We start from the raw sequence: 11,927 nt of genomic DNA, 5'->3' as shown, positions 1-11,927 counted from the left end.
CGGATCGGCCGGCAGGGGAGAGACAGCAATGGCACGGGTACGGATCACGAGGAACCCGCTGACGGCGGCGGCGGTCGTGCTGACCGTCGTGGCGGCCGGCGCGGCGGCCTGGGGCGGAGTCTCCCGCTACGAGGCCGCGCACGACGAGTCGGCGGCCTACGCACAGGCACGCGACGAGGCGCTGGCGGCGGGGGAACAGGCCGTGCAGAACATGAACACGCTGGACCACCGGAAGCTGGCGAAGGGACTCGACAGCTGGGAGGACTCCACCACCGGCGATCTGCACCGGCAACTCGTCGACGGGCGGGACGCGTTCGTGAAGCAGATCCAGGAGGCGAAGACGGTCAGCACCGCCCGGATCCTGTCCGGGGCGGTGACCGAACTGGACGACCGGGCCGGCAAGGCCGGAGTGATGGTGGCGCTGCGGGTCACCGTGACCGCGCCGAAGGGCAAGCCCGCGGTGAAGGAGAGCCGGATGCTCGGCCGGCTCAGCCGTACCTCCGAGGGGTGGAAGCTCAGCGCCCTCGGCCAGGCACCCGTCGGCAACACGGCCGGCTGAGCGGCGGTCGCCCGACCGCCTGCGACTCCCACCCCGACACCGAGAGGACCACCGGACATGTCGACGACCCGTCACCTCGTCAACCGTCAGCGCCGCCTGGCCACCGTCGCCGCGGAGCGCGCCGCCGCCCCGGCGCGCGGGACCGCGACCCCGGACACCGAACCCGGCGGACCGGCGCCGGACCCGGCCGCGAAGGACACCGGCGCCGACGACGAGGCCGCGCAGGACGGGGCCGGGGACGACGCCGGTCCGGCAGCGGCCCCGCGGAAGAACGGACCGGAGGGTGAACGGCCCGCCCGCCTCCGGGTCCGGCTGCCCGCCGCGCTCTGCGCCCTCACCGTGCTGCTCGGCGCCTTCGCCGCCTGGGCGTTCGCCTCGGCCGGCAGTCTGCGCGACGACCCGTCCCGGCAGAACACCGCCCTCACCGACATCAGCCGGACCAGCGAGGTGAAGGGCCAGATCGCCGACGCCGTAGGTGCGGTCTTCTCCTACGACTACGCCTCGCCCCAGAAGTCCGAACACGCGGCCGGTACGCATCTGGTGGACAAGGCGGTGCAGCAGCACAAGGACATGCTCGCCCAGGTCCGGGCCCAGGGGCAGAAGCAGAAGCTCGTGCTGACCACCACCGTCACCGACAGCGGTGTCGAGCTGCTGGACGGCGACCGGGCCCGGCTGCTGATCTTCGCCGACCAGAGCAACACCCGTACCGGGAAGTCGGACGAGACGACCTACGCGGCGGCCATGTTCGCCGTGGACGCCGTTCGACGCGGCGGCACCTGGCGGATCTCCGCCATCGATACGTTCACCCGGTGACCCGGGGGAGAGGAGAGCACGCATGAGGTTCAACGGCACGATGCGCCGCGGACTCGGCGGAACGGCGGTCGCGGTCGCCGCGATGGCCGCGCTCACCGCGTCCCAGGCACCGGGGACCGTCGCTCACCAAGCGCCGCCGAAGGAGGCCCCGGAGACCGACGAGGTCAAGTGGTCGCACGTCCCCAACGACGACTCGTACCACACCGAACTGCCGCCGCTGCAGTCGCCGGAGCCACCGAAGGCCGGCAGGAAGCAGAGCCCGGCCGCCGCCCGCTCGTGGTCCGAGGCGGGCATCCCCGCCACGGTGCTCGCCGCCTACCGCAAGGCGCAGAGCACACTCGGGCGGACCGACCCCGGCTGCTGGCTGCCGTGGCAGTTGCTCGCGGCGATCGGCAAGGTCGAGTCCGGCCAGGCGGGCGGAGGCCGCGTCGACGCCAACGGCACGACGCTCTCACCGATCCTGGGACCGGTGCTCGACGGCGCGGGATTCGCGAACATCCCGGACACCGACGGCGGCGCGTACGACGGCGACCGGCGCTACGACCGGGCGGTCGGCCCGATGCAGTTCATCCCGTCGACCTGGGCCCACTGGGGCCGGGACGGGAACGGTGACGGGCGCCGCGACCCCAACAACATCTACGACGCCGCACTGGCCGCCGGAGAGTACCTATGCGCCGGACCGCGTGATCTCTCGGTGAAGGCCGATCTGGACCGGGCGATCCTCAGCTACAACCACTCGGACACCTATCTGCGCACCGTGCTGTCCTGGCTGGAGTTCTACCGCAAGGGCATCCATCCGGTGGCCGACGGCAAGGGCACCGTCCCCAGGAGCCCGGGCGCCGGCGGACCGAACAAGCCGAAGCACCCGGTCGGCGGTCCCGGCGCCCCGGACGGCGGCATCGTGGTGGGCCCGCAGCCCGGCGGCTCGCACCAGCCCTCGCCGTCCACCACCCCGAAGCCCTCCGGATCGCCGACCGGCTCCCCGGACCCCACCCTCTCCCCGGACCCCACCGAACCGGGCACCGGATCACCCGATCCCACCGACAGCGGACCGGCCACCCCGGACCCCGGCACCAGCCCCGATCCCGGCACCACCGAACCGGGCCCCGGCTGCCCCACCGGATCACCGTCACCGGACCCGACCGGGACGGCCGGAGCCACCGAGTCCCCGGACCCCGACCCGGGCACCACCGAGGACCCGTGCGCCACACCGTCGGGCTCAGCGTCCGCCGGCTGACAGCACCTCGGCCAGGTCGTACCGCACCACCTCCTCCAGCTGCTCGTAGGTGCAGCCGGACGGGGTGCGGTCCGGCCGCCAGCGGCGGAACCGGGTGGTGTGCCGGAAGCGGTCGCCCTCCATGTGGTCGTACGCCACCTCGCAGACCCGCTCCGGGCGCAGCGCCACCCACGACTGGTCCTTCTTCCCCGACCAGCGGCTCTGCGTCCCGGGCAGCCGGGCCCGCTCATGGGCCTCGGCATCGGCCCAGGCCGCCCAGGGATGACCGGCGAAGCCGACCCGCAGTGGTTCCAGCTCCCCGACCAGTTCCTCGCGGCGCTTCATCGAGAAGGCCGCGCAGACGCCGACGTGCTGGAGCACGCCCGCGGAGTCGTACAGGCCGAGCAGCAGCGAGCCGACGACCGGGCCGCTCCGGTGGAGGCGGTACCCCGCGACCACGCAGTCCGCGGTCCGCTCGTGCTTGATCTTGTACATCACCCGGGTGTCCGGGCGGTACGGCAGATCGAGCGGTTTGGCCACCACACCGTCGAGCCCCGCGCCCTCGTACCGCTCGAACCATTCCTGGGCGAGCGCCGGGTCCGTGGTCGCCGGGGCGAGGTGGACGGGGGGCGAGGCGTCGGACAGGGCCGCCTCCAGCACGGCGCGGCGGTCGGACTGCCGGGTGGAGAGCAGCGAGTCGTCGCCCACCGCCAGGACGTCGAAGGCGATCAGACTGGCCGGGGTCCGCTCGGCGAGCAGCCGCACCCGGGAATCGGCGGGGTGGATGCGCTCGCTGAGCCGGTCGAAGTCGAGCCGCCCCTCGTACACGATCACGATCTCGCCGTCGATCACACAGCGCGGCGGCAGACTGTTCCGGACGGCGGTGACCAGTTCGGGGAAGTAGCGGGTGAGCGGCTTGCCGGTGCGGCTGCCGATCACCACCTCCTCGCCGTCCCGGTGCACGATCGCGCGGAAGCCGTCCCACTTGGCCTCGTACTGCATGCCCGGCGGGATCCTGGACACGGACTTGGCGAGCATCGGCTTCACGGGCGGCATCACCGGCAGATCCATGGGCCGATTCTCACGCATCACCTGACACAAGTCTCCCGATATGCGCCATATGTGAGCCCGGCCTACCGTGACCGTCATGGGCGCAGCGGTGAAAGCAGTGGAACTCGAAGCCGGCGGACGGGCCGTACGGCTCTCCAATCCGGACAAGGTCTACTTCCCGGAGAAGGGCTACACCAAGAGGGACGTGGCCGAGTACTTCCTGGCGGTGGGGCCCGGCATCACCCGGGCCCTGCGTGACCGGCCCACCACCCTGCAGCGCTTCGTGGACGGCGTCGAGGGCGAGTTCTTCTACCAGAAGCGGGCCCCGAAGAACCTTCCCGACTGGATCCCCACGGCCAGGATCGCCTTCCCGAGCGGCCGGCCCGCCGACGAGATCTGCCCCACCGAGCTCGCCGCCGTCGTCTGGGCCGCCAACCTCGGCACGCTCACCTTCCACCCCTGGCCGGTCCGCAGCGCCGACACCGACCACCCGGACGAACTCCGCATCGACCTCGACCCGCAGCCCGGCACGGACTACGCCGACGCGGTGCGCGCCGCCCACGAGCTGCGGTCCGTGCTCGACGGCCACGGGCTGCGCGGCTGGCCCAAGACCTCCGGCGGCCGGGGCCTCCACCTCTTCGTCCCGATCGCACCGGAGTGGACGTTCACCGAGGTCAGACGGGCCGCCATCGCCGCCGGGCGGGAACTGGAACGCCGCATGCCGGAGCGGGTGACCACGGCCTGGTGGAAGGAGGAGCGCGGCGAGCGGATCTTCGTCGACTTCAACCAGACGGCCCGCGACCGCACGATCGCCTCCGCCTACTCCGTACGCCCGCGTCCCTGGGCCCCGGTCTCCGCACCGCTGCGCTGGGAGGAGATCGACGACGCCGAACCGCGCGACTTCGACATCAGGACCATGCCGAAGCGCTACGCCGAAGTGGGCGACGTGCACGCCGGCATGGACGAACACGCCTTCCGGCTCGACGGGCTGCTGGAGCTGGCGGACCGGGACGAGCGGGAACGCGGACTCGGAGACATGCCGTACCCGCCGGAGTATCCCAAGATGCCGGGCGAGCCGAAGCGCGTCCAGCCGAGCCGGGCCCGGCACGACGAGGACGCCGCGGGATGAGCGCGCCCGACGACGCGGAGCCCGCCGCACCGCACGGGGCGCATGCCCGGCCCCCGGCCCGCGGTGGCCGATGGGCGGAGTTCAAGGCGTCCCCGTATCTGCCCGCCGTCGTGCTCCTGTTCATCATCGCGGCAGCGGCCGGGCTCTTCGCGGGTTCCTACACGTACGCGATGGCCAACCCGACCCCGCGCAACATCCCCGCCGCCGTGGTCGGCCGGCTCGACACCCCGCGCGACAAGGTCTTCCTCGACCGGCTCGAGGACGAGCTCAACGCCTCGCTGGTGCTGCACGAGTACGCCACCGCAACCGGAGCCCGCACCGCGCTGGAGGAGCAGAAGGTCTTCGCCATCCTGCGGTCCGGGAACGGCGGGGTCGGACTGGACATCGCGAGCGCGTCCGGAGCCTCGGTCGCCCAACTGCTCGCCGAGTCCACGCTGAAGGTGGGGGAAGCGGTCCATGTGCCGGTGAAGGTCACGGATGTGAAGCCCCTGCAGCGGGGCGATCCGCGCGGCCTCGCTCTCTTCTACATCTCGCTCGCCGCGGTGGTTGTCGGGTTCGTCGGTGCGATCCAGCTGAGTGTGCACGCCAAGGCACTGGAGCCCCTGGAGCGTATCGGGTTCACCATCGCCTACGCCCTGCTCGGCGGGTTCGCCATCGCCGCGGTGGTGGACTGGCTGCTCGGCTCCGTCGACCTGCCGTTCGTCCAGTCGTGGATGATCCTCGCCCTCACCATGTTCACCACGGGCATGGTCTTCACCATGTTCAATACTCTGATCGGGCGCTGGGCGATGATCCCCACCTGGGGACTCATGGTGATGCTCGGCAACCCGTCCTCCGGCGGTGCGGTGTCCTGGCCGCTGCTGCCTTCGGTGCTCGGGTTCATCGGCCGCTGGCTTCCGCCGGGCGCCTCGGTCAATGCCCAGCATGCCGCCGTCTACTACCAGGGCCACCAGCGGATCTTCCCGTACCTGGTGCTCGCCGGCTGGCTGCTGGTCTCCTGCACGGTGTTCTGGGTGTGGCGCCACCGGCACCCGGGAGGCCGTGACCACATGCCTCAGCATGCGGCCACGGCCACCTGAACCGGTCCCGGGCTACAGCTCCTTGATACGGATGTCGCGGTAGGAGATGACGTCCGAGGTGCTGTGGACCTGGAGTCCGATGTAGCCGGACGAGTACCGCCTGCCGTCGGTGCCCGGGTCGTCGCCCCGCGGCGGCTCGAAGACCTGGCCGCGGTCGTTGTCGAACTCGTTCAGCAGGACACCGTTGCGGTAGATCGAGTAGTGCTGGTCCACCACCCGGATCTCGTAGTCGTTCCAGGTGCCCTTGGGGGTGACCCCGGCGCCGGCCAGGCCGATCCGGTCGAAGCCGTAGAGCGAGCCGGTCTTGTACATGTCGCCGTCCGGCCTGTCGAGGATCTGCACCTCATGGCCGTACTTGATGGCGACCCACTCCGGGCGGGACTCCTCCGGGTTGTCATGGACGTTCGGGAAGCGGACGAACACACCTCCGTTGGCGTTGCCGGCGCCGGGGGCGTCGTCGCGCCACTGGAGCTTGAGCGAGAAGTCGCCGTACTGCCGGCCCGGGAACCAGAGCATCCCCATGCCGTCCACGGTCGTGGAGCTGGTGATCGAGCCGTCCGCGTTGAGCCCGAACTTCCCGCCGCCGACCTGCTGCCACTTGGCCAGCGATTCGGCCGTACCGTCGAAGAGCTTCCGGTAGCCCTCGTCCTGGCCCGGTCCGCCGATGCTGGACTGCTTGGCCGCCCGGTAGATCTTCTTGTGCTCCCGGGCATCGATCACACCCGCGGTGAGCAGCTTGTCCAGGACACCGTCCACGTGCTTGAGGAACAGTGCGTGCGAGGACCAGTCCTTCTCGTCCTCGATCAGTTCATTGATGGTGCAGCGGTTGCCGGTGATGCGGTTGGGGACACCGGTGTCGACCGTGCCGACGATGACGGTGAGCCGCTCGTCGAACTCCGGACAGTTCGGCGCCGGCACGCCCCCGCTCTCCGCGACGGTGAACGACACCTGCTTCGCCACGGAGGTGTTGCCGGCCTTGTCCGTCGCCCGGTGCGCGACGGTGTGGTAGCCGACCCGGTCCACGATGACGGTGGTGGTGTACGCGAGGTACGGGCCGCCGTCGAGCGAGTACTCGGTCCTGTCCACGCCCGACTCCGCGTCGGTCGCGGTGAGGGTCACCCTGGCGCTGGTGATGTAGGCGTTGTCGGAGTTCTTGGTGCCCTCGACCTTCGCCGAGGTCTGTGGCGGGGTCTTGTCCTGCGTCGGCGGTGCGACCACGGTGAACTCGACCGACTTCTCCGCCGCCGCGTTGCCGGCCTTGTCGGTGGCCCGGTAGCGGACCGTGTGCGTACCGGTCTCGTGCACCATCACCGGTGCGGTGTACGGCTGCCAGGCGCTGTCCGCGCCGACCGCGTACTCGATGGTGTTGACGCCGGACCCGGTGTCGGAGGCGGTCACGGTGACCGTCGCCATGCCCAGGTACTGCCCCTGGTCGTCCTTCTCGCCGGACACGGTCGCCGAGGTCTCCGGCGGGGTCCTGTCGTCCGTCGGCGGTGCGGCGACCGCGAAGTCGACCGATTTCTCCGCCGCCGCGTTGCCGGCCTTGTCGGTGGCCCGGTAGCGGATCGTGTGCGGACCGACCTGGTCGACCACGACCGGCGCGGTGTACGGCTGCCAGGCGCCGTCCGCCCCGACCGCGTACTCGACGGTGTCGACGCCGGAGCCGTCGTCGGTGGCCGAGACGGTGACCGTCGCCTGGCCGATGTACGCGCCGTCGGCGTTCTTGTCACCGTCCACCTTCGCCGACGTGCCGGGCGCCGTGGTGTCCTCGCCGCCACCGCCGTCGGTCACGGTGAGAATGCCCTGCATCGCCTCGTGCCCCGGCATGGTGCAGTGGTAGAAGTACCGGCCGGGGGTGAGCGTGACCTCGGCGGTGTGCCTGCCGCCCTGGTCGTCGCCCGGGTTGGCCAGGATGTTCAGTGTGACGTCGTTGTTGAACTCCGGGTCCGAGACGCTGAACGTGAGGGTGTGCGGCATCCCGGTGGTGTTGCCGGTCGCCGCGCTGTTCTCGAAGACGATGGTCGCCTTGCCGGCGACCGCGGTCTTCGGGGCGGACAGATAGTGGTCGATGGGGTCGCCCGCGGTCCAGGTGAGGACCTGCTCGGCCGCCGCATCCGCTTCTCCGGGAGCCGCCGCGCGGCCGTACGCCGCCGTCGAGGTCAGCCCCAGCACCATCAGGAACGAACCCAGCAGCGCGAGCCACAGCCTGACGGGGTGGTACCGCCTTCGGGAGAGGACCGGACGATGTCTCACTGCACTGCCGCCTTCCTGGCCAGATCCCCGGCGGCCGGGGTCGGACCGCCGCCCTTGTACGTCACGCGCCACAGCGCGGACTTGGAGTCGGAGGTGAAGAAGCCGCGCCCGTAGTCCAGGACGTACAGCGAACCGTCCGGGGCGAACTTCCAGTCCATCAGGTTGCGGATGCCGTCCGCCCCGACCGGAATGATCTTCCGCAGCGACTCGGCGTGGGTCGGCAGGCCGCCCTTGCCGACCGTCTTCGGGTCGGTGAGCACGGCGTGCCGGGGCTGGGTGTCGTCGTAGAAGTCACCGACGAACCACTTGCCGTCCCAGTAGGAGGGCCACTTGTCGGCGCTGGTGCTCGCGGCGTCGTACCGGTAGACCGGGCCGTTCATCGTTGCCTGGCCGCCGCCCTTGAGCCACGGCAGCAGCTGCTTCTGGTCCTCGACCTTGTAGCTCGGGATGCCGTTGGCGTCGCGCGGGTAGTCCACACCGCCGCCCTGCGGCGAGTACCAGATGGTGTTGGCGGTGACCGGCGGCAGGTTCACCAGGCCGTCGTTGTTCGGCGACTCGTTCCTGGGATGGTCGCAGTCGTACCAGCCGAGCGGCTTGGCGGGGTCCGGAAGATTGCGGTCCCGGTAGGGCTGCTTGTTGCCCATGCAGTACGGCCAGCCGTGGTTGCCCGCCTTCGTGATCGCGGCGAACGTGTCGTACTTGGCCGGGCCCCAGGTGGTGGAGGGCGCGCCCGCGTCGGGGCCGACCCAGCCCGCGTACAGCGTGTCCGTCGACTTGTCGACGGAGATCCGGGCCGGGTTGCGCACGCCCATCACATAGATCTCGCCGCGGGTCCTGCCGCCGCCCTCGTCGGGCTCCTTGCCGGTGAAGAGGTTGCCCTCGGGGAGTGTGTAGGTGCCGTCGTCCTCGGGGTGGATCCGCAGTATCTTCCCGTTGAGGTTGTTCGTGTTGCCCGCGGTGCGGCGGGCGTCGGCGAACGAGAGGCCCTTGTAGTTCGGCTGCGGGTTGTTCCCGGAGTATCCGTCGCTGAAGCCGGAGGAGTTGTTGTCACCGGTCGCGATGTACAGATTGCCCTTGGAGTCCCAGGCCATCCCGCCGCCCGCGTGGCAGCAGCTGTGGACCTGGACGGGCCAGCTCAGCAGCACCTTCTCCGAGGACAGGTCCAGCTTGTTGGTGGTCGGGTCCATGGTGAAGCGGGAGACCTGGCGCACCGCCGTCTGCTTGTCGCGGTCCAGCTTCGAGTGCGGGGTGTAGTGCAGATACACCCAGCCGTTCTTCTCGAAGTCCGGGTCCAGCTCGATGCCGAGCAGCCCCTCCTCGACCTTGACCAGCTCGTCGCCGCCGCCCTTGTTGCCGAAGATCGTCAGCTCACCGGCCAGGGTGACCTTTCCGGTCTTCGGGTCGTAGACATGGATCTGGCCCATGCCCTTGCCGATGTCCGGGTCGTTCCAGTCGGTGACGACCGGCCTGCTGCTGTCGGCGCCGCCGCGCCCGATGTACAGCACCCGTCCGTCGGGGGCGGTGACCAGGCCGTGCGGCTCGCCGATCTGGTCGTTCTGCCCCGGCTGATTGGGCTTGGTGACGCGCTCGGCCCTGTAGTTGGAGTCGATCGTCGCCTTGCAGTCGGCCTGCGAGATCCGGGTCGTCCAGTCCAGCGCGCCGCGCAGATGGTCGCGGAAGTCGGTCTCGGCGAAGCTGTCGGCCGTACCGCCCATCGCCGTGTAGAAGGACCGGCCGCCGTCGTAGTCGCGGCACCAGGAGACCGGGTGGTCCCAGCCGTTGGCACTCGCGCCGGGCTTGTAGGTGATCTCGCGGACCCGGGCCACGGTGTGCACGTCGCCGGACGGGTTCTTCGTCCAGTTCAGCCACTTGTCGGGACGTTTCCACTCCAGCGGGAGGTTCTTGGTCGCCGGATGCTGCCGGTCACCGATCTCCACCGTCGCACGCTGTACGGCGGCCGGGCTGTCGGCGGCCGGTCGGGCGCCGACCAGGCCGGTGAACCAGTCCGAGTACGGCTCGGTGCGCGCGGCGTCATGGATGCCGAGGAAGCCGCCGCCCGCCTCCATGTACGCCTCCAGGCCGGCCTCCTGCTCCGGGTCCAGGACGTCGCCGCCGCCGGTCAGGAAGACCACGGCGTTGAACTTGCCGAGCCTCTTGCCGTTGGTGAAGACCGCCGGGTCGTCGGTGGCGACGGTCCTGAACCGGCCGGACTCCGGGCCGGTGAGGCCGATCTTCTCGATCGCCGCGATCCCGGCGTCGACCGTCGGGGACTCCTCGGTGGCCGAGGCGTGGAACACCAGTACCTTGACGTCGGCGCCGCCCGGCGGCGACGGCAGGGACAACGTTGTCGCCAGGGAGCCGGGCGGCTCCGGATAGGGCTTGGCCTCGGCCGCGTTGGCGCCGAGCAGGGAAGCGGTCAGTGCGCCGGCCGCGAGGCCCGCCGCGAGTCCGCGTCGCGATCCGGACCTGTGATGTGGTGCGCGCTGCATGTGGTCACCCACCCCTCTTTGGTCACTGCAACAGCGCATGAAGCTAGACCTCTTTTCGTGGTTCGCCAATAGCTATGGCGGCAATTACACGAACTTTGTCCTGACTGTGGATAAACTCGGTTCCTCCGGCTACGGTGTGGCCCGTCCGGGGCGGCTCGGCGCTCCAAATTCCTTGGATCGATGGGGAGTTCGGCATGGACAGAAGGAGCTTCAACCGGCGGCTGCTGGTCGGCGGCGGTGTGGCGGCCACAACCGGCCTGACATCGTTGTCCCTCGGGGCGATCGACGCCAGCTCGGCGGAACCCGCGGTGGGGACCGCCCCGGCGGGCGGTGTGGTCCGTCATCTCAAGCTGTACGCCGAGAAGCTGGCGGACGGTCAGCTCGGATACGGCCTGGAGAAGGGCAAGGCATCGATCCCGGGCCCGCTCATCGAGATCAACGAGGGCGACACCCTGCACATCGAGTTCGAGAACACGACGGATGTGGCGGCCAGCCTCCACGCGCACGGCGTCGACTACGACATCGCGAGCGACGGCACCCGGTTGAACAAGAGCATCGTCGAACCCGGCGCCACCCGGACCTACACCTGGCGCACCCATGCCCCCGGCCGACGCAAGGACGGCACCTGGCAGCCGGGCAGCGCGGGCTACTGGCACTACCACGACCACGTCGTCGGCACGGATCACGGCACCGGCGGCATCCGCAAGGGCCTCTACGGTCCGCTGATCGTCCGGCGCAAGGGCGACATCCTGCCGGACAAGACGATCACGATCGTCTTCAACGACATGACGATCAACAACAGACCGGCCCACGAGAGCCCGAATTTCGAGGCCACGGTGGGGGACCGGCTCGAAGTCGTCATGATCACGCACGGCGAGTACTACCACACGTTCCACATCCACGGTCATCGCTGGGCGGACAACCGGACCGGCCTCCTCACCGGCCCCGACGATCCGAGCCGGGTCGTCGACACGAAGATCGTCGGCCCGGCGGACTCCTTCGGTTTCCAGGTCGTCGCGGGCGAACACGTGGGCGCGGGTGCCTGGATGTACCACTGTCATGTGCAGAGCCACTCCGACATGGGCATGGCCGGCCTGCTGCTGGTCGCCAAGCCGGACGGCACCGTGCCGGGGTACGAACCGCACCACATGGCGGCCCACGGCACGGCATCCGAGGGCGCGGCGAAGGAATCGCCGAAGGATTCGCCAAAAGAATCGGCGAAGGAGACGCCGAAGGAATCGGCCAAGGGCGCCGCGGCACACGATCCGGCGGCACACCGCTCCTGACGCGGAGGTTCCGCGGTGCCGGGACGCTGCCGGGGCAGGCACACGTCCCAGCG

The 11,927-nt window shown here is 70.3% G+C and carries 9 protein-coding genes; 6 read left to right on the top strand and 3 right to left on the bottom strand.

Going from position 1 to position 11,927, the window contains the following annotated elements:
* The first annotated feature begins 28 nt into the window (after window positions 1-28).
* Genes ACGF8B_RS26370 through ACGF8B_RS26360 form a run of 3 tightly spaced genes read left to right on the top strand, consistent with a single transcriptional unit; the run spans window position 29 to window position 2,609 of the window.
* Window positions 29-559, top strand: a complete 531-nt coding sequence (locus ACGF8B_RS26370; protein WP_392743159.1) for a nuclear transport factor 2 family protein — start codon at window positions 29-31, stop codon at window positions 557-559.
* A 57-nt stretch (window positions 560-616) separates the two neighbouring features.
* Entirely contained in the window at window positions 617-1,372 is a 756-nt protein-coding gene (locus ACGF8B_RS26365; RefSeq protein ID WP_392743156.1) for a hypothetical protein, read from the top strand.
* A gap of 22 nt (window positions 1,373-1,394) precedes the next feature.
* Entirely contained in the window at window positions 1,395-2,609 is a 1,215-nt protein-coding gene (locus ACGF8B_RS26360; RefSeq protein WP_392743153.1) for a lytic murein transglycosylase, read from the top strand.
* Here ACGF8B_RS26360 and ACGF8B_RS26355 read toward each other — a convergent pair.
* Window positions 2,592-3,659 carry an ATP-dependent DNA ligase gene (locus tag ACGF8B_RS26355; RefSeq protein WP_392743150.1) on the bottom strand — a complete coding sequence of 356 codons (1,068 nt, stop codon included), beginning with the start codon at window positions 3,657-3,659 and terminating at the stop codon, window positions 2,592-2,594. The two genes, ACGF8B_RS26360 and ACGF8B_RS26355, sit on opposite strands and share 18 nt — an antisense overlap.
* Window positions 3,660-3,756: 97 nt before the next feature.
* Here ACGF8B_RS26355 and ligD point away from each other — a divergent pair, with 97 nt between their 5' ends.
* The gene (ligD, locus tag ACGF8B_RS26350; protein ID WP_392743826.1) at window positions 3,757-4,767 is read left to right on the top strand and encodes a non-homologous end-joining DNA ligase; all 1,011 of its coding nucleotides are present in this window, start codon (window positions 3,757-3,759) and stop codon (window positions 4,765-4,767) included.
* A complete protein-coding gene (locus ACGF8B_RS26345) occupies window positions 4,764-5,846 on the top strand; it encodes an ABC transporter permease (protein ID WP_392743148.1) in 1,083 nt (360 codons plus the stop codon). Before ligD ends, ACGF8B_RS26345 begins: the two co-directional genes overlap by 4 nt.
* A 12-nt stretch (window positions 5,847-5,858) precedes the next feature.
* On the opposite strand, the gene ACGF8B_RS26340 is transcribed toward ACGF8B_RS26345, so the two are convergent.
* Window positions 5,859-8,099 carry an OmpL47-type beta-barrel domain-containing protein gene (locus ACGF8B_RS26340; RefSeq protein ID WP_392743146.1) on the bottom strand — a complete coding sequence of 747 codons (2,241 nt, stop codon included), beginning with the start codon at window positions 8,097-8,099 and terminating at the stop codon, window positions 5,859-5,861.
* Window positions 8,096-10,588, bottom strand: a complete 2,493-nt coding sequence (locus tag ACGF8B_RS26335) for a ThuA domain-containing protein (RefSeq protein ID WP_392743145.1) — start codon at window positions 10,586-10,588, stop codon at window positions 8,096-8,098. Before ACGF8B_RS26335 ends, ACGF8B_RS26340 begins: the two co-directional genes overlap by 4 nt.
* A 194-nt stretch (window positions 10,589-10,782) precedes the next feature.
* Between ACGF8B_RS26335 and ACGF8B_RS26330 the strand changes: the two genes are divergently transcribed.
* Window positions 10,783-11,874 (top strand): multicopper oxidase domain-containing protein, encoded by a 1,092-nt coding sequence (locus tag ACGF8B_RS26330; protein ID WP_392743142.1) that lies wholly within the window; start codon window positions 10,783-10,785, stop codon window positions 11,872-11,874.
* Window positions 11,875-11,927 lie beyond the last annotated feature (53 nt).

The sequence above is a fragment of the Streptomyces sp. NPDC047917 genome (assembly GCF_043204345.1).
Lineage (GTDB): Bacteria > Actinomycetota > Actinomycetes > Streptomycetales > Streptomycetaceae > Streptomyces > Streptomyces sanglieri.
Note: the sequence above shows the minus strand (reverse complement) of the source record. Positions and strands in the feature narration are given on the sequence as shown.